19 protein-coding genes are annotated in these 17,627 nt (G+C 26.3%); 9 read left to right on the top strand and 10 right to left on the bottom strand.

The annotated features are described in order from the left end of the window. Positions 1-11: 11 nt before the first annotated feature. Complete coding sequence (locus U880_RS0108460; protein WP_024655596.1) at positions 12-1,106, top strand: D-alanine--D-alanine ligase; 1,095 nt, start codon at positions 12-14, stop codon at positions 1,104-1,106. On the opposite strand, the gene U880_RS0108465 is transcribed toward U880_RS0108460, so the two are convergent. The 4 genes from U880_RS0108465 to prfA are packed head-to-tail and all read right to left on the bottom strand — an operon-like array spanning position 1,103 to position 7,240. Continuing rightward, complete coding sequence (locus U880_RS0108465) at positions 1,103-3,346, bottom strand: ligand-binding sensor domain-containing protein (RefSeq protein WP_024655597.1); 2,244 nt, start codon at positions 3,344-3,346, stop codon at positions 1,103-1,105. The two genes, U880_RS0108460 and U880_RS0108465, sit on opposite strands and share 4 nt — an antisense overlap. Then, entirely contained in the window at positions 3,336-5,339 is a 2,004-nt protein-coding gene (locus U880_RS0108470; protein ID WP_024655598.1) for a RelA/SpoT family protein, read from the bottom strand. Before U880_RS0108470 ends, U880_RS0108465 begins: the two co-directional genes overlap by 11 nt. Further along, positions 5,323-6,156: a peptide chain release factor N(5)-glutamine methyltransferase gene (gene prmC / locus U880_RS0108475; protein ID WP_024655599.1), complete on the bottom strand. Its 834-nt coding sequence runs from the start codon at positions 6,154-6,156 to the stop codon at positions 5,323-5,325. The genes U880_RS0108470 and prmC overlap by 17 nt, the downstream gene beginning before the upstream one ends. A gap of 10 nt (positions 6,157-6,166) precedes the next feature. Further along, positions 6,167-7,240, bottom strand: coding sequence for a peptide chain release factor 1 (gene prfA / locus U880_RS0108480; RefSeq protein ID WP_024655600.1), 1,074 nt, complete (start codon positions 7,238-7,240; stop codon positions 6,167-6,169). Positions 7,241-7,543: 303 nt separating this feature from the next. Here prfA and U880_RS0108485 point away from each other — a divergent pair, with 303 nt between their 5' ends. Together U880_RS0108485 and U880_RS0108490 are read left to right on the top strand one after the other, a co-directional pair. Beyond that, the gene (locus U880_RS0108485) at positions 7,544-8,686 is read left to right on the top strand and encodes a tetratricopeptide repeat protein (RefSeq protein ID WP_024655601.1); all 1,143 of its coding nucleotides are present in this window, start codon (positions 7,544-7,546) and stop codon (positions 8,684-8,686) included. Then, complete coding sequence (locus U880_RS0108490) at positions 8,683-9,480, top strand: TatD family hydrolase (protein WP_024655602.1); 798 nt, start codon at positions 8,683-8,685, stop codon at positions 9,478-9,480. Before U880_RS0108485 ends, U880_RS0108490 begins: the two co-directional genes overlap by 4 nt. Positions 9,481-9,570: 90 nt before the next feature. Here U880_RS0108490 and U880_RS0108495 read toward each other — a convergent pair whose 3' ends face one another. Together U880_RS0108495 and U880_RS10975 are read right to left on the bottom strand one after the other, a co-directional pair. Then, positions 9,571-10,317 (bottom strand): hypothetical protein, encoded by a 747-nt coding sequence (locus U880_RS0108495; RefSeq protein WP_024655603.1) that lies wholly within the window; start codon positions 10,315-10,317, stop codon positions 9,571-9,573. 4 nt (positions 10,318-10,321) lie between these two features. Then, positions 10,322-10,978: a hypothetical protein gene (locus U880_RS10975; RefSeq protein ID WP_084543257.1), complete on the bottom strand. Its 657-nt coding sequence runs from the start codon at positions 10,976-10,978 to the stop codon at positions 10,322-10,324. Positions 10,979-11,155: 177 nt separating this feature from the next. Here U880_RS10975 and infC point away from each other — a divergent pair, with 177 nt between their 5' ends. From infC to tsaB, 6 genes are all read left to right on the top strand, one after another. After that, a complete protein-coding gene (infC, locus tag U880_RS0108505; protein WP_024655604.1) occupies positions 11,156-11,716 on the top strand; it encodes a translation initiation factor IF-3 in 561 nt (186 codons plus the stop codon). Between the two features lie 22 nt (positions 11,717-11,738). Then, a complete protein-coding gene (gene rpmI / locus U880_RS0108510) occupies positions 11,739-11,936 on the top strand; it encodes a 50S ribosomal protein L35 (protein ID WP_024655605.1) in 198 nt (65 codons plus the stop codon). Positions 11,937-11,956: 20 nt separating this feature from the next. Next, positions 11,957-12,304, top strand: coding sequence for a 50S ribosomal protein L20 (gene rplT / locus U880_RS0108515; protein ID WP_024655606.1), 348 nt, complete (start codon positions 11,957-11,959; stop codon positions 12,302-12,304). Positions 12,305-12,507: 203 nt separating this feature from the next. Further along, entirely contained in the window at positions 12,508-12,768 is a 261-nt protein-coding gene (locus U880_RS0108520) for a hypothetical protein (protein ID WP_024655607.1), read from the top strand. Then, complete coding sequence (tsaE, locus tag U880_RS0108525) at positions 12,765-13,193, top strand: tRNA (adenosine(37)-N6)-threonylcarbamoyltransferase complex ATPase subunit type 1 TsaE (RefSeq protein WP_024655608.1); 429 nt, start codon at positions 12,765-12,767, stop codon at positions 13,191-13,193. The genes U880_RS0108520 and tsaE overlap by 4 nt, the downstream gene beginning before the upstream one ends. Next, on the top strand, positions 13,171-13,836 hold the full coding sequence (gene tsaB, locus U880_RS0108530; protein ID WP_024655609.1) for a tRNA (adenosine(37)-N6)-threonylcarbamoyltransferase complex dimerization subunit type 1 TsaB: 666 nt from the start codon (positions 13,171-13,173) through the stop codon (positions 13,834-13,836). The genes tsaE and tsaB overlap by 23 nt, the downstream gene beginning before the upstream one ends. Here tsaB and csrA read toward each other — a convergent pair. Genes csrA through flgK form a run of 4 tightly spaced genes read right to left on the bottom strand, consistent with a single transcriptional unit; the run spans position 13,821 to position 17,615 of the window. After that, positions 13,821-14,057: a carbon storage regulator CsrA gene (gene csrA / locus U880_RS0108535; protein ID WP_012537951.1), complete on the bottom strand. Its 237-nt coding sequence runs from the start codon at positions 14,055-14,057 to the stop codon at positions 13,821-13,823. The genes tsaB and csrA overlap by 16 nt on opposite strands. 2 nt (positions 14,058-14,059) lie before the next feature. Continuing rightward, positions 14,060-14,452, bottom strand: coding sequence for a flagellar assembly protein FliW (fliW, locus tag U880_RS0108540; RefSeq protein ID WP_024655610.1), 393 nt, complete (start codon positions 14,450-14,452; stop codon positions 14,060-14,062). A 1-nt stretch (position 14,453) separates the two neighbouring features. Then, positions 14,454-15,728, bottom strand: a complete 1,275-nt coding sequence (locus tag U880_RS0108545) for a flagellar hook-associated protein 3 (protein ID WP_024655611.1) — start codon at positions 15,726-15,728, stop codon at positions 14,454-14,456. Positions 15,729-15,731: 3 nt separating this feature from the next. Further along, positions 15,732-17,615, bottom strand: a complete 1,884-nt coding sequence (gene flgK / locus U880_RS0108550; RefSeq protein WP_024655612.1) for a flagellar hook-associated protein FlgK — start codon at positions 17,613-17,615, stop codon at positions 15,732-15,734. Positions 17,616-17,627: the final 12 nt, after the last annotated feature.

Genomic DNA, 17,627 nt, shown 5'->3' on the forward strand with positions numbered 1-17,627 from the left:
GGGTTAGTGTTATGAAAAAAAATCTTATGTTAATATTTGGAGGAGTTTCTTTTGAGCATGAGATTTCTCTTAGATCTGCTTATGGGATTTATTTATCTCTTTTAAAACTTGATAAGTATAATGTATTTTCAGTTTTTATTGATAAAGTTACTGGGATTTGGTATTTGTTAGATTCTGTTCCCAGTAGTGCTGAATTGATTAAAAGAGATATTACTTCTATTATTAGTTTTATTCCTGGTTGTGGGATATTTGTGAATAATAAATCTCTTGAGATAGATGTTATATTTCCTATTATTCATGGAAGAACAGGTGAGGATGGTGCTATTCAGGGATTTGTAAAGATGATGGATATTCCTTGTGTTGGTGCTGGTATTTTAGGAAGTGCTATTTCTATTAATAAATATTTCTGTAAGGTTTTGCTTAAAAGTTTTAATATTCCTGTAGTGTCTTTTATTGGATTTAAAAAAGATGATTATCTTTTAAATAAAGAGGGAATTAAAGAGGATATAAAGAATAAATTAAATTATCCTGTAATTGTGAAGCCTTCTGTATTAGGTTCTTCAATTGGAATTAATGTTGCATATAATGTTGCTCAGATTGAAAAATATATTGAAGAAGCTTTTGAATATGATTTGACAGTTGTTGTAGAAAAATTTATTAAAGCAAGAGAAATTGAATGTGCTGTTATTGGGAATGATCAAATTAAAATATTTACACCTGGTGAAATTGTTGTGCAGGATTTTGTATTTTATGATTATGATGCTAAGTATTCTACTATTCCTGGAGATTCAATTGTGTTTAATATTCCGGCTCATCTTGATATGAAACATTTATTAGATGTTAAAGAATATGCATTTTTGACTTATAAATATTTGGAACTTAGAGGGATGGCAAGGATTGATTTTTTGATATCAAAAGATACCAATTTACTTTATGTTAATGAGGTAAATACAATTCCAGGTTTTACAGATATTTCTATGTTTGCTAAAATGTGTGAACATGATGGTCTTGATTATGAGAGTTTAGTTGATAAATTAATCACTTTGGCTTTTGAGAGTTATGAAAAGCGTAAGGGTAAAATTGATTTTAATAGGTTGGAGAGTTAGTTTAAATTTAAATTTTTCAAATTTTCAATTTCTTTATCGTCTTGAAGTTTAAAGAAGGGATCTAAATCTTGTTTGGATGATTTTGGAAGTATTCCAGAATATTTGATTGTGTATGAATAATCTATATTTGTATTTTTTATTTCTTTTTTTGTTTTTTGATCGTATATTTTGATTTCATGTTTATTAGTATCAAAGTAGATAAAAGCATTATATTTAATGTCTTCTTTGCACTTAATTGTGAAGGTTATGTTTGTTATATTGCTTTTGATATTGTTTGCTGTGAATATTATATTGTTAGATACTATTTTGTATGGTGTATTACTTTGATATACAATGAGTTCAGATGCATTTTCTATGTGTAAATGAATTTGTTCTGCAATTTTTGTTGTGGTGATTTTAATTGTATAAATAGATCGCTCTGCTGCGTCTATTTTGTGAAAAGATACGTCTATTAATTTTTCTTGTATCTTGGTTTCCTTTTTTATTTGTGTTTGATTTTTATCTAATTTTAAATTGAAATCTTTCATTGCAAGTTGAATTGTATTTTTGTTGTTTTGTAAATATTTGACATTAATTTCATTGTTGTGTTCTGGGAAGCTTATTGTTTGGGATATTTTTATTGTTGCAATTTTTTCTATATCGTGTGAGATTATGATGATGGCGATTATTAAGAGAAGAATTATAAATTCGATCTTTTCTGATTTTTGAAATTCTTGTTTTATTGTTGTAGTTTTGTGTTTTAAATGTTCTACAATATTGGCAAGTATTGCTGAGAATAGTGATATTGCTATGAAATAGCTTAGTTCAATAGGTCTTGATATCATTAAAGTTGTTTGTATTGACGTTATTAATATAAGATTTATTACCCAAATGAATATTATTATTAGTTTTTTTAAGATTTTTGTTTTATTAGGAATCATTAGTATTAATATATTTTTGAGTATAGTGATTAAAATAAATTCTATTTTGATATATAACACTATGATAAACTCAACTATGGAAATTGATATTGCTAGGTATTTAAGTTCTTTTAAGTTTAGATGTATTTTATAATTGTATGCAAAGTAGGATATTAGATTGAAGTTAAATAAGGTTAGGAAAAAATTTACCAAATATACTGGGTTTATAATATCATAATCTATGATATTTTCGTATGCAAATAGCATTTTATTTGTAAATAGGATAGAAATGTATGTGCTTAGAAATAATATAGAAAATAGTTTTATAATTTTATGATAATTTTCTTTTGTTTTTCTTAGTATGATGCTGGTTTTTTTGAATCTTGTAATCATTATTAATATAATAAAGTTGTAAATGGCATATATTGCTATGATAAGTGTAATTTCATTAATAATCCATTTTTTAAATAGAGTGTTAATAATAATATAGTGTAGTGTATCTTCATTTTGAATATTGTTTTTAGTTTTAATTGTTTCTTCTATTGCTTTATAAATATCATAAGGATTATTTTTTTTGATATATTTTAAAAGAGAATGTTCTCTATTGTTGCTTATGATTAAAATTGGAATTTTTTCTTTTAGATATAAATTATATATTTCATTAATATTTTTATTTGTTATTTTTGATACACTGAAATTTACTTTATTGTTTTCAAATGTTTTTATAAAGTTTTTTAAAAAACTTAAATTTGTTTTTGAGTTTATTATATTTGATTGATTTTTAAATTCTATTAAGTTGTTTTTTTTATCTTCATTTAACATTAAATATATTGTATTTATATCTTTTTCAAAAGTATTACTGTTTAATAATAATCTGCTATTTATTGTTGATATTTGTTTGTGTGAATCATCTTCTATAAAATATATATTTATGCTGTTTTTAATTTCTTTGTTCTTAAAGTTATTTATTAATGTAATGGCAATGGCAATTGCTAGATTATTTTTCAACTTGTATTGTGTTTCTATTGGTATAATTATGTTATAAATGGTTTTTTCTTTTCCTTTTATTTTTGTGTGAATTGTTTTATGTGAGTATCCAATAAATCCAATTTCTTGGAGTGAATGTTCTTTATATTGAATGTGATTTTCTATAAAGTATTTTTTTATATAATTATAAGTGTTTTTTATTCTTTCTATTTTATCTAAAGATTTATTTAACATATTGATTTTTGTAATATGTGTTATTATTTGTTTGTTATATTGTTCTTTTTCATCTGCTTTTATTGTTTTATGTAAAATGGATATATTTATTAAAATTAAGAATAGTATCTTAATTGTCATAGTTTTTTATGTCTTCTTCCACTTGCATTATTTGAAGTACGTTAGGATTTTCTTTAAGTGAATTAAAAATCATTGATACATTTTTATGGTTTGATAATATTATAATATTTATTATTCCGTGTCCATTTCCACAGTCTTCTATTTTTTCGCTAATAAGTCTTACATCAAATGTTGTAAATAGATTATCTAAGTAATTAAAGAGGTCTTTTAAATTTTTTAAAAATATTATAATATGATACACTTTCCTTGTTGGTGTTGCTTCCCATTCTACTTCTACCAGATGGTTTTTTTTCTGATATGTAATTTCTCTACAATTTTCTTTATGAACCACTATTGTATCTTTTTGTATTAAACCAATAATATCTTCACCTGTTAATGGGTTACAATCAGAAGCTATTGTAATGCTTTTGAGTTTAGATTTTGTTAAAGATTTAAATAGACTAAATAGTCTTTTTTGTTCTTTATTTTCTCCGATAAGGTATGCAATTATGTTATTGTCTACAAATATTGTATTGTCATTTTTATTGAGCCAAGATCTAATTTTTGAACGTGCTTTTTTTGTTCTAACACTATTCAACCAAATTACATCAGGTTTTGCTTCTTCAGATGTGAATATTTCAACAATTTGTTCGTTTTTTAATGGTTTGGTTAATGAACTAATTTTGCCATTGATTTTTGCATAAAGTGCTTGATCCCCAATATCTGTATGTATTGTATATGCAAAGTCAATTGAGTTTGAACCAAATGGAAGTTCGACTATTTCTCCTTCTGGTGTATAGACATATATAAATGTATTTAAAAGTTCCTTATGTATATCGTGCATTGAGTATTGATTTTTATTAGCTGATTCTTGTTGCCATTTTTTAATTCGATTGATAAATGATATATCATCAGCTTTTAATTCAACTTGTTCTTTATAAAGCCAGTGGGCAGCAACACCGTATTTGGCAATTTTATCCATTTCTTCTGTTCTAATTTGTATTTCAATTAATTGATTATCTTCAGGTATTCTGACAGTTGTATGTAGAGATTGGTATTTGTTTTCTTTAGGAATGGCTATATAGTCTTTAAGTCTTCCAGGTATTGGTTTCCAAACTTTATGTACGATTTCTAGTATTTCGTAACATTCTTTTTGTTTTTTGCAAATTATTCTTATTCCCAAAGTATCAAAAATTTGAGAAATATTGTTATTTCGTGTTTTCATTTTTCTAAATATTGAGTAAAAATGTTTTGAGCGCACTGTAATTGTGACGTCAATTCCAATTTTTTTGAGTTCTTTTTCTATTATTAATTTTCCTTTATATAATTTTTTTTCTCTTTCTATCTTTGTTGCGGATAAAAAATTTTTTATTTCTTTATATTCTTTTGGATAAAGGTATTTTAATGATAAGTCTTCAAGATATATTTTAAGAGATGAGATACCAAGCCTTTCTGCAATTGGTACGTAAGTTGCAAGACAATCTCTTGCAATTCTTTCTCTTCGATTTTTAGGTAAGTGAGAAAGCGTTGCCATATTGTGTAATTTATCTGCAAGTTTTATTATTATTATTCTAATGTCATGAGTCATTGCAAAAAACATTTTTGAGATTGTATTTGCTTCTTTGATTGCTCTTGTTTTATTGTGTAAATCATGAATTTTGGTTACTCCATCAATTAGACTGAAAACTTCTTGATCAAATTCTTTAATGATTTCTTCTTTTTGAACACTGGTGTCTTCTAAAACATCATGTAGTAGACCAGCTATTATTGTTTTGAAATCTAACTGGAATTTTATGAGAAATAGTGCAACCATTATTGGGTGAATTACATATGGTTCTTTACTTTCTCTATATTGTCCGTAGTGTAATTGTTCTGATATTTCAAGAGATTTAAATATTAGTTTTTTTTGAATGTCATCTTGATAATTATTATCTACAGTTTTCCTGAAAATATTTTTTAATTTATCAATATCATTTATTTTAAGTAAGTATGCAATTTCATAGACTTGTATCATGTTTTATCCTTAAAAGTAATGCCCTTTCTCTATTTTCAATATCATATATAGTTTTTAAATATGTAAAACCTTCTTGTATCGCAAACTTTTCTAGAGATTTTTTTTGCCACGGAGCCATTTCTAATATTAAGAGTCCATTTTTAGTTAATTTGTATTTTGCTTGTTTTATTATTTTTTTTGCAATTTTAAGTCCATTTTTTCCAAATCCTAAGAGTGCTATTCTTGGTTCTTTTGCTAATTTTTCCTTTATCTTAAGTTCATCTTTAGTTAAGTAAGGAGGATTAGTTATTATTAGTTCAAACTTTTTATCTATGTATTTTAACAGATTTGAACGTTGTATTTCTATATAATTTGTTAAATTTAGTCTTTGTGTATTTTTTAATGATACTTTTAAAGCTTGTACTGAAATGTCGGATAGTGTTACTTTTTGTTTAAGATAATATGCAATTGTTAATCCAATACATCCACTTCCACAACATAAATCTAGAATTTTACTTAAATTATTTTTTTTAATTTGAATCAATGCTTCTTCTACTAAACATTCTGTATCTTCTCTAGGAATTAGTACGTGTTTGTTGATATAGAATTTGATTCCCATAAATTCTTTTGTGCCAAGTATATAGTGTATAGGGATTCCTGATTTTATATTATTTATTTGAGAAAATAGTTTATATTCTTCTTGTTGTGTTAGATTTTGATTTGTATTTGCAAGGATTAGTTCTTTTCTAATATTTAGGATTTTTTCAAGTAGTAGTAGAATTTCGATAGTGTTTAAATTATATTGCTTTGCATTTTTTATTGCTTCTTGTATTGTCATTAAAATAAAATTATAACTGATTATTTTTTAGTGATTGTTCTTGAAATTTAAGTGCTAATGTATTTAGAAGGGAGTCAAGTTCTCCTTGCATAATTTCTTCTAGTTTATAAAGGCTAACATTTGCCCTATGATCTGTTACTCTATTTTGTGGAAAATTGTAAGTTCTAATTCTCTCGGATCTGTCACCCGAGCCTACTTGTTGTTTTCTATCATTTGAACGTTGTTCTTGTTTCTTTAAGTTTTCCAATTCATAAAGTCTGGCTCTTAGAATTTTCATGGCCTGTTCTTTATTTTTATGCTGACTTCTTTCATTTTGACATTGTGCTACAATTCCTGTAGGTAAGTGTGTTATTCTAACAGCAGAATCTGTTGTATTTACATGTTGACCACCAGCTCCAGAAGATCTGTAGACATCTATTCTTAAGTCTTTGTCATTAATTTCTATATCGGTGTCTTCAACCTCAGGTAATACGGCAACGGTTGCTGCTGAAGTTTGAAGTTTTCCATTAGATTCTGTTATGGGTACTCTTTGCACTCTATGTACTCCACTTTCATGTTTTAATTTTTTAAATACATCTTTGCCTTTTATTTCAAAACTTACCTCTTTAAATCCACCAAGTTCTGTTTCATTAAAATTAATAAGTTCTGTTTTCCATTTTTTCTTTTCAGAATATTTTGTATACATTTCATAAAGATTATGTGCAAAAAGAGCAGCTTCTTCTCCTCCTGTCCCAGCTCTGATTTCTATAATAATATTTTTATCATCATTTTCATCTTGATGTAGTAGTAATATTTTAATTCTATTTTCCATCTCATCTTTTTTAGAATATAAGTGAGCTAGTTCTTGCTTAATTAAATCTTTCATTTCTAAATTATCTTCTTCGGATAAAATTTTTTGGTTTTCATTAATTTGATTTAGTATGTGTTGATATTCATCTTTCTTTTCCTTGATTTTTTCTAGATAATTATATTCTTTTATTATTTTTGAATATTCTTTTTGGTTTTTAATTAAATTTACGTCTTGTAATTTTTGTTCAAGTATTTTAATTTTGCTTTCGATGGGATTTAATTTTTCTAAAAACATCTTCATTTCTCCTAATCAAGTAGTAAATATTTTATCCTAATTTTGAATTTTTTTGGTATATTGACTTATAGATTTTATCTAATAGGTTCTTTAGGTACAATTTTGATAAATAAGTTTAACCATAAAAATTAAGTATATTTTTTTAATTTTTTATATAATATGTTTATTGAGATTGGATGTTAAAGATTTATTTTATTAAATGTCTTGGTATGTTTATATATTAAATAAGTTATATGTTTTTTAAGTAGTAGTATATATGAAATATGTTATGTCTTTAATAAACCAGTTAAGAAGGGGTTATTTATGTTAGACAATAAACTTTTAGATGATTTTGAAGATATCTCGCAAAATTCTGATAAAGAACTTCTTGATGTTACTGAAAAATCCAAAAGGGGTTATCAGTTAATAAAGGAAGAGAGACTTTTTGAAGCAGAATCATTGTTTAATGATATCTTACAAAAGGATGATGATAATAATTATGCTCTTGTTGGACTTGGAGACATTGAAAGAAAGAAGCGTAACTTTGATAAAGCTATAATTTATTATCAAAAATGCCTTGCCAAACATTCAAATAATAATTATGCTCTTTTTGGGTTGGGAGATTGTTATAGAAGTTTGGGAGATTATAAGAAGGCCACAGACGTATGGGAAGAATATTTAAAGTATGATTCTGAAAATATTACGGTTCTTACAAGAGTTGCGTCTTCTTATAGAAAATTAAAAAATTTTCAAAAATCAAGACAATCATATTTAAGAGTATTAGAGCTTGTACCTGATAATGATTATGCACTTGTTGGTATTGGACATTTGTATTATGACTTTAAGGAATATAAAGAAGCTTTGAAATATTGGCTTAAGATGTATGAAATAAATCAAGTTAAGATAGATGTTCGTGTATTAACTTCAATTGGGAATTGTTATAGAAAATTGAAGGAATTTGGTAAAGGCATTTATTTTTTTAAAAGAGCTTTGGAAATTTCTCCAAATAACTTTTATGCTATTTTTGGACTTGCTGATTGCTATAGAGGAAGTAAAGAGTATGCTGAGGCTTTAAAATATTGGCTTACAATCATAGATAGGGATCCAAAAAATAATTTAGTTTTAACAAGGGTGGGGGATACATATAGGTATTTGAAAGATTATGAAAATGCACAAATTTATTATAAGAAAGCACTTGATGTTGATTTTGATATGTTTGCTATACTTGGTCTTGCATTACTTCAAAAAGAACAGGGGCAATATGAAGAAGCATTGACAGCTATTAAGAATTTAATAAAAACTAATCCAAAAAATTCAATATTGTATGTAAATGTTGCTGAGTGTTATGAGGCTTTAGGTCAGATTGAAGATGCTATCGATATTTTATCGAGTTTCTTGCAACTTGGAATGAAGAATGTTACCATTATTGACTATATTACTAATCTTAAAAAGAAGATGGATGCATGAAAGTTGATTTTAATAGAGCTATTTTTTTCGAAAAATTGATAGATACTCATGTTCATTTTAATGAAATTAAGAAACATTCTGTAGATATTCATTATATTATTAGTGAATGTTTTAAAAGTGGCTTTTCTTATTTTATTGATATTGGACTTCATCCTAGTGATTTTTATGAAAGAAAACAACTTTTAAACACTTATTCTAATATTGCATTAACAGTTGGAATTCATCCTTTAAATAAAGCTTCAAATAGTGATTTTGAATTGATTGAAAAGATTTTAATGACAGAAAGTGTTATTGCTATTGGTGAAGTTGGACTTGATTACTTTAAGGCAGATAATAAAAATGAACAAATTGAGGTTTTAGGGATGCAGTTAGATTTAGCTAGTAAATATCAAAAGCCTGTTATTTTGCATGTAAGAGAAGCTTATGATGATATTTATAATATTGTTAAATCGTCTAATTTTATGCATAGAGGAATATTGCATTGTTATTCTGGTACTTATGATTATGCTAAAAAATTTATTGATCTTGGATTTAAGATATCTTTTGCAGGTAATCTAACTTTTAAAAATTCAGATCTTTTAAGAACAGTTTTAAAGAAGTTGAATATTGAAGATATTTTAATTGAAACAGATAGTCCGTTTTTAGCACCAGTTCCTTTGAGGGGTAAGGTTAATACTCCATTTTTTTTGGGATATACATGTATTGAGATTGCTAAAATTAAAAATTGTGATATGGCAAAAATTGTATCTACTTTTTATAATAATTTTAAGGATTTATTTAAAGATTTGATTTAAGAATAATTTTCTTTTATTATTTTTAAATTTTTTATTGTTAAATTTGTAATTATTATTTTATTTTGATTTAAAATTCATTTATCGTTAAACTTATTTTGTTGTTTTATAAATATTAAGTTCATATTGAAAATTTTTGTTGATGTTTTGTATTATTTCAATTAAATTGAGTACATTAATGCTGATTATATATTTTACATTAACTTCTTTTATGTCTTGTTTTATATTCCCAATCAATATGAATTCTATTTGTTTAAATAATGATGATTCTGATAATTTTTTTAAAAAAATGTGATTGTTTCTCATTGAAAATATGATTGCTTTTGTTATTTTTGGAGTAATTAAGTTTTTTATGTGAGAAATATTTTTATCGTCTATGGTAGTAATTTTTATATTATGATCTTGTGCAATTTTTTCTAAATATTTAGAATCTTCTTGATTTATTGTATTATCTCTTATGATTAATGAAGTTGTTAAATCGATTGAAGGATCATTAAATATAGAATTTATTGCTTTTTTTAATGAAAATTGAATTTCTGAGAGATAGAAGGTTTTTTTTTTGATTTGTTCAGTATTTAGTATTTCGTTATTTAGTTTATGTGTAAGTAGTATTTTGTCGCTATTGTTTAGTTTTTCCTTGATATTTTCGATGTCTTTTTCATTTATAAATAGTATATTTTCTTGGATAAATGGGGTATTTTTTATTTTAAAAAAATATTCTGTTGCATTTGAAAAAATTATAACATAGTTAAAATCTTTGTCTGTGATTTTATCTTTTGTGCAACTGAGATATGAGATTAAAATTATTGTAATAGGTAAAATATTTATTTTATATAGCATTATTTTAAGTTCCAATAGTTTTTTTGTTTAAGATTGTTATTCCTAATAATATTAGTGATATAGCTAGAGAGTATATTTGTTGGTTAATTAAGATAAATACTTTTAAAAGTGTGATAATTATTTCTAGGATTAAAATAGGAATAAAAATTGCTTGATACCCATTTATATTTTGCGTTAGATGTCGTCGTATTCCTTTTTCGCATATAATTGCTGTGAATATTAGTTCCAACATATGTATTAATGGTATTTTAATATATTCGTATGTGCCAAAAACTTTGCTGTTTATTATGAGGAAAGAAATATTTTTAGAAAAAATAAGCCCAAATGCAAAGTATATTAAAAATATTGGATTGTGTCTTAATAATGAATTTGGGTTTAATGTGAAGAAAAATGTGAATATGAACAATGGAAAGATATAGTAGTAAATTTGTTCTTTAATGAATATTGAATATATTAAGTCAAATTTTGTTTGATAGTTTATGAGTAAATTTTTATATAATATGAATTCTTCTATCAGATATAATGAAGAAAAAATGGTTGCTGCAAGCAATATTGACATTGCATATGTGTAGTTTTGTTTTATAAATTTTAATTGAGGATGTTTTATTTGCATGTATATTTTAAGGACTAAAGGTAGACTGACGATTAAAAATACATTCATAATAAGTAGATTTTACTTTTAAATTATTTATTAATCAATTAAATTTGTATTTTTTAGGATTTTGTGGTAATTCTTTTGTTATTGTATTTAATAGATTTGTGTTCGAATTTACTTTTTATGGAAGGTATATTAAAATTAGTTATTGATTAATACTGTTTGAGGAGTACGTATTTTTAGATGATAAATAGAAATTCCGGTAAGGATAGGGATAGGTCGAGATCGGGTGATAAAGAATTGAGAATTAATCATAAAATTAAGGCTCGCGAAGTTAGAGTTGTTTTTAATGATGGTACTCAATCTGTTTTGCCAATTGAAGATGCTATTAAATGTGCTAGAGATGTTGAGCTTGATTTGGTTGAAGTTTCGCCAAATGCATTGCCTCCTGTTTGTAAAATAATTGATTATGGGAAATACAAGTTTCATCAGGAAAAACGTCAAAAAGAGCAAAGAAAAAATCAGAAAATAATTAAGCTTAAAGAAGTTAGGATGCAACCAAAAATAGATACTCATGATCTTGATTTTAAGTATAAAAATATTTTAGGATTCCTCAATGAAGGAAATAAAGTAAAGGTTACTATAAGATTTAGAGGACGTGAACTTGCTCATACTCATTTAGGATATGGGATTTTAGAGAGCATTCTTGAACGCGTAGGTGATTCTAATTATGTTTTAGAATCACCAGCTAGGATGGAAGGGAAGACAATGTTCTTAATTATTGCACCTAAATCTAAGAAGTAATTGATAAGGAGATGTAACATAAATGTCAAAAATGAAGACATGCAAAAGTGCAAGGAAAAGATATGCTTTTACTTCAAAGGGTAAAGTTAAATATAAAAAGCAAAATTTAAGACATCTTTTAACAAAGAAATCTGCAAAGAGAAAGCGGAATTTAGGTAAGTCAGGGTTAGTTTCAAGTGTTGAAGTTAAGAGAATTAAAACCTTATTGCCTTATGTTTAAATATTGTTTTAGGAGATTATATGGCTAGAGTGAAAAATGGGATAGTTCATGTTGCAAGACGAAAGAGAATTTTAAAGAAAACTAAAGGTTTTTGGGGTACTAAAAAAAGTAATTATAAGAAAGCTAAAGATACTCTTCGTAAGGGTATGATGTATGCTACAAGAGATAGAAAGACTCGTAAAAGAGATTTAAGAAGTTTGTGGATTGTAAGAATTTCTGCTGCTTTGACGGGTATGGGAATAAGTTATTCAAGGTTTTTTGATGGTTTGAGAAAACTTAATATTAAGCTTAATAGAAAAATTTTATCTAATTTGGCAATTGAAGATATTGAAAGTTTTAAAAAGATTGTTTATGAAATAAAAAATTAATAGTTTCCTGGGAAGTTTAATTATAGGGATTAGAGTTATTTTTTGCGACATCTCACTAAATTTGGGGGGTTTAAGTATTTTTTTACGGATAGTTGCTATAGAGCACACTAAAAGTTAAGAATGAAAATCCCATCTTTGAAAATAGCGCTAAATAAAACATTTCTATGTTGGCTTCTTGGGATTTATTTAAAAGGGCTGGTATTGTGAAATTCATTTCTCTTGGTAATATCAAAAAAGAATGTAGTCACATCTATTATAGGAGTGTATATTTTGCAGATGCTTTTTATGAATATAATGGTTTTAGGGAAGTTAAACATGTAAAATTTATAATTGAAGTAACGCCTTTGAACGAGAAACATGTTACTATTGAGTTTTTGGAGCCTCTCAATTATCCTGTTTTAAGTTTAATGGTTGCAATTAAAAGGCATGTCATTGAACTTAATACAAAAGGTGAACTTCCTTGATATTATCTTTTAAAAAAGAAGATGAGATGATAACTTTTGCTAAATCTTTTTTTAATCCTTTACCTATTGGTAAAATATTTGCTCTTTATGGCGAAATAGGTGCTGGAAAGACGACTTTTTTAAAAGGTTTGGCTTTAAGTCTTGGGATTTCTTGTTTTGTAAGTCCGACTTATAACATTATTAATGTTTATGAATTTGCAAATTTTAGATTTTATCATATTGATTTGTATCGTTTGCATCTTTTAGATGAATTTGAACTTATTGGTGGAATGGAACTTTTATTGGATATGTCATCCATAATAGCTATTGAATGGCCAGATATAGTTGTTGATATTTTACCTAAAGACAGATTGAGATTTTTAAAATTTAAAATTAAAGATGATAGTAGGATTTTGGAATTTGATAATGAATACTCTTGCAATTGAATATTCATATAAAAATTTATTGATTTATTTTCAAATTAACGAAAAAATTTTGTTTCTTCTTAAGAATAAACATGAAGTCAATAATGTTCTTAATGTGCCCAAATTATTTAATGATTTTGTATTAGATAAAAATATTGCTCTTGGTGATCTTGATTTACTTATTAATTCTTCTGGGCCTGGTTCTTTTACGGGTTTAAGAATTAGTTTAAGTTTTATTAAGGGCCTTTCCTTAGGACTTTCAATTCCTTTTGTTAATATTCCTACTTTTGATGTTTGTGTAAGATTGTTTCATACAGAGTCGGATATTCTAGTTTTAAGTTTTACTGCAGGTAGATATTTTCTTGGGCATTATAGAAATTTTAAATTATGTAGTAATATTGTTTGTTTTTCTGAAACAGACTTATTGAAATATTTAAATGGACTTGACTTTAAATTTGTTATTGTGGGTAATGGTGTTGATTTTGTTTATGAAAAATTTAAAAGTAGGTTTATAGTTATTGATGATATGTGTGCTTTTGGTGCAGTTTTGACTGATCTTGGTAAAGCAAAGTACTCCAAGAGCAGACAGGGTGATGATATTTTATCAGGACCTTGTTATGTAAGACCTAGTGATGCTGAAATTAATTCTTATTTACTAAAATAATCAAATAGTTTTTTAATTTTATGTATATTGTTTTTATCTTGTAATATTGATTTTTTGTTTTCTTCCTTAATGATGTCATAAATTTCAGATCTAAGTATTTTAATGTTTTCTGGGGCTTTTATTGCTATTTTTACACTATCTTTTTTTATTTCCAATATTGAAATTTCGATATTAGAGTCTATTTTAATGCTTTCATTTGCTTTTCTTGATAGTACTAACATATTTATTCCTTAAAAACTCTATATCTAAGATAATGTTCTTCATTAGTAGAGATGGCTTGTTTTCCAATTAATTTTTTTTTATTTAATATAATTGGGGCTTTGAGGTTTGCAGTTATTTCTTTATAATTTTTTACGTGCATGTTGATGATGCATAGTATTACCTTTTCGTTTTCATTTTCTGCTTGGATATCTAACCAATCCTTGTTTTCTATTTTTGGCAAATATTTTTCTAAAAAGTTAAATGGGGATGTTACTAAAAAATTTATTTCTCCATTTATTGATTGCATTATAGAGAATGGTTTATGTTCAGAGTCTTTAATTATAAATTCTTTAATATCTTCAAATCCTAATATTCCTTCAGGAAATTTAACTTTTATACTAAGTTTGTTTTTCATTTTATTTTAAGAAATCTAATAATGTTGTTTGCATTATTCTTGCAGAAACCCCTAAAGATACTTGATAGGCAAGACTTGTCATATTAAGATCTGTGATTGCTTTTGTAACATCAAGATCGGTATATTGCACCATATCATCTTTCATATCCATTATTTCTTTGCTAAGTCTTGCATGACTTAATTCAAGTCTGTTTTCTTTAGTGCCAATATCAGATAATGTTGATAAAATTTTACTTAAACTCTCATCGATTTCTGCTAAATTTCTACTTCCTATAAGTCCTTCTTTATTTTCTTCTAAATTATCTCTCAGGTCGATTAAACTATCAAAAATTGTTCTATTTCTAATCTCAGCGTTGTTTGCTATATTGTAAGGGGGTTCTTTGGAATCGTTATTTTGATTTAAAATACCAAGATCTTTTAGTACTGTTGACCCTTCTTCTTCTGTTATCCATATTTGATGAGGTATTGTTGTGTTAATTATTATTGAATTTAATATATTGTCAAGAGAGGCTTCCACTGGAGCAGATGATTCATTGATTTTAGCAATGATGTCAGCAGCAGTATCTCCTGCTGTTAATACTATTTCAACATTGTCAATATAAATTTTTGTGTTTTCTTGTACAACGAAATTGTCAACATTTTTTGATGATGTTATATATTGATTTTGTGAAAAAAATAGCTCACTTCCAGGATAGTTTGTTGAGATATAAATTCCATTACATATCTCGTTTGTTTGTTGTGATTGATTGCCATTATAGTCTATTTTTATTATTTGAGTTTCTGCTCTATCTTGAGTTAGTTTGTTGATTTTCTTTGCTCTAGTTGCTTTGAATGCTTCAGCATCGACTTTAGTTCCTGCAAATATGCTATATCCGTCTGCTCCTTTTGCATTTGCTATTGCAAGAATATCTTCAAGTATTGCATTTATTTCTTTTGCTATGATTTTTTTATCATCAGTGCCATATGTACCATTTGCTCCTTTAATAGCTATTTCTTTTGCTCGGGTTAAAATATTAGATAGAGATTGCAAGTATCCTTCTATATATCTTAATTTGCTTTTAGCATTGTTGATATTATGAGAATAGGTATTAAGCTTAAATATATTACTGTCTAATCTTATTGCATGAGTGACACCCGTTGGATCGTTTCTCAGATTTGTAATTCGTTTGCCACCTTGATATAAACTTTCTAAAAGTTTTGTTATTTTTACTTCTTTGTTTGTTGAAGATGATTTTAAGTTATCATATGTTAAAGGATGACTTACTCTGTTAATCATATATTATACTCCCATTTTGTTTATTATTGTGTCTATTAATTCTGCAGAAACATTGATGAATTTACTTGCAGCAATAAATGATTGTTGAAATTCTATCATATTTGCTAATTCTTCATCTTTATTTACACCAGATATCGATAATCTTAAATCGGTTAAATTTTTAAGTATTTGTTCTTGGCTATTTTTTGTAATTTCTGCTATTTGTCCTTTTATTGCAATATTTGAAGCTGTATTTGCAAAATAGTCATTGAGTGTTGAGTTTTTTTCAATCATGATTTGTGAATTTACGAAAGATGCAATACGTAATGCTGCTTTATTGTCACCAATAGGAGTATTATTTGTTGGGGTTTTAATACCCGATGCAATTTTTGATGGATCTTCTGCAATTACTTTAGATACTCTAATCCATGCTGATGGATTTTTTAGAGGAGATATTGAATATCTGGTTGTGTTTGTTAATTGGTCAGTGGTATTAATGTTTTGATAGTTATAAGCACCTTCAATTCCTGATGCATTTAATATACCAGTATAATTTGTTAAGAATAATCCAGAATCTTCAATATGTTTAATTCTAAAAATGGTACTATCCTTATCTTCTTCTTTAACTGCCTTAATTTCAAATTTTTTGTTTTCATTAATTCTTGCAGTAACTTGTGCATCAGAATTGTTTATTTTATCTATTACATCTTTAACAGTATCTGTTACATTATATGGTATTTCTATAAAATCATTTTTATTTATTGCTTGAAATCTGAGTATTCCTGCAAATCCTAATTTTTCTTCTGGGGAAATTTCATTTGTACTATTTACTTTAAATATATGAACAGAATCAAATTGTCCATCTCCATTGCTGTCGTATCTTCCACGATCGTCAGTTAATTTGTATTCTTGCTCAAAGAAGATTCTTCCATTTTGTTTGTCAAGGCCATATCCTGATATGTGGACCTCATTTACAAGTTCTACAATATTGATTGCTATATTATCTAATTCATTAATTTCATTTTTAATTTCGTTATCCCTTATATTAATAAGAGCTCCTAGTTTTCCTGTATTGATATTAGCAGTTTCTCTATTATTCCACAAAATATTCCATTTTGTCTTTGTGGGCCCATTTGCTACATCTAATATAAGTTCATTTGCTATTGTACCTTGAATTAGATGTTTTCCTTCCATATGGATTAAAAATTCATTAGGATCCTTTTTGTTTTCTATGGAGATACTGATTAAATTGCTTAATTTGTCAATTATAAAATCTCTCTCATCCATTAAATCATTGGGATGATCTTTCATTGCAATTGCTTTTGCTATTTGTTTATTGAGATCACTGATGTTTCTGAGATAATTATTTATCTCTTCGGTAGTGATTTTGATTTCGTCATTTGCCATTGTGTATATTCGTTCAAGATAATGAAATCTGCTTGTTACTACTTCTGCAAAAGCTTGTCCACGTTCTAATATAATATTTCTTTCTGCTAATCCTTGTGGTTGTTTTGATAAATCCTGCCAACTTGCCCAAAAATCGTTTAATCTTTTTCTCATTGATTGTTCTTCTGGTTCGTTATATATATTTTCTAACAGAGAAATAAATCTATCTTTTAAGTTCCAATATCCAAGGCGATGTGATTCTTCAGCTATTCTTATGTCTAATAATTCGTCTCTTATTCGTTCTATAGATTGAACCATTATTCCTTGTCCTAATTGTCCAGCCTTATTTGTTCTATTTAATTGAGGAGCATATATTGGCATTTCGGTTTTCATTATAATTCTTTGCCTTGAGTATCCTGGCTTTGTTGTATTAGTTAAATTATGTCCCACTGTGTTCATAGCATCTTTATGTGCAAATAAACTTTTTTTCCCAATTTCTATTCCTGAAAATGTTGAATCCATTTTACACTCCTT

The organism is Borrelia hispanica CRI (genome assembly GCF_000500065.1).
GTDB classification, from domain to species: domain Bacteria; phylum Spirochaetota; class Spirochaetia; order Borreliales; family Borreliaceae; genus Borrelia; species Borrelia hispanica.

Excerpts from the sequence above, each read along its gene's own strand:
- U880_RS0108460 (WP_024655596.1), top strand. The coding sequence starts at position 12 with ATGAAAAAAAATCTTATGTTAATATTTGGAGGAGTTTCTTTTGAGCAT.
- U880_RS0108465 (WP_024655597.1), bottom strand. The coding sequence starts at position 3,346 with ATGACAATTAAGATACTATTCTTAATTTTAATAAATATATCCATTTTA.
- U880_RS0108470 (WP_024655598.1), bottom strand. The coding sequence starts at position 5,339 with ATGATACAAGTCTATGAAATTGCATACTTACTTAAAATAAATGATATT.
- prmC (WP_024655599.1), bottom strand. The coding sequence starts at position 6,156 with ATGACAATACAAGAAGCAATAAAAAATGCAAAGCAATATAATTTAAAC.
- prfA (WP_024655600.1), bottom strand. The coding sequence starts at position 7,240 with ATGTTTTTAGAAAAATTAAATCCCATCGAAAGCAAAATTAAAATACTT.
- U880_RS0108485 (WP_024655601.1), top strand. The coding sequence starts at position 7,544 with ATGTTAGACAATAAACTTTTAGATGATTTTGAAGATATCTCGCAAAAT.
- U880_RS0108490 (WP_024655602.1), top strand. The coding sequence starts at position 8,683 with ATGAAAGTTGATTTTAATAGAGCTATTTTTTTCGAAAAATTGATAGAT.
- U880_RS0108495 (WP_024655603.1), bottom strand. The coding sequence starts at position 10,317 with ATGCTATATAAAATAAATATTTTACCTATTACAATAATTTTAATCTCA.
- U880_RS10975 (WP_084543257.1), bottom strand. The coding sequence starts at position 10,978 with ATGAATGTATTTTTAATCGTCAGTCTACCTTTAGTCCTTAAAATATAC.
- infC (WP_024655604.1), top strand. The coding sequence starts at position 11,156 with ATGATAAATAGAAATTCCGGTAAGGATAGGGATAGGTCGAGATCGGGT.
- rpmI (WP_024655605.1), top strand. The coding sequence starts at position 11,739 with ATGTCAAAAATGAAGACATGCAAAAGTGCAAGGAAAAGATATGCTTTT.
- rplT (WP_024655606.1), top strand. The coding sequence starts at position 11,957 with ATGGCTAGAGTGAAAAATGGGATAGTTCATGTTGCAAGACGAAAGAGA.
- csrA (WP_012537951.1), bottom strand. The coding sequence starts at position 14,057 with ATGTTAGTACTATCAAGAAAAGCAAATGAAAGCATTAAAATAGACTCT.
- fliW (WP_024655610.1), bottom strand. The coding sequence starts at position 14,452 with ATGAAAAACAAACTTAGTATAAAAGTTAAATTTCCTGAAGGAATATTA.
- U880_RS0108545 (WP_024655611.1), bottom strand. The coding sequence starts at position 15,728 with ATGATTAACAGAGTAAGTCATCCTTTAACATATGATAACTTAAAATCA.
- flgK (WP_024655612.1), bottom strand. The coding sequence starts at position 17,615 with ATGGATTCAACATTTTCAGGAATAGAAATTGGGAAAAAAAGTTTATTT.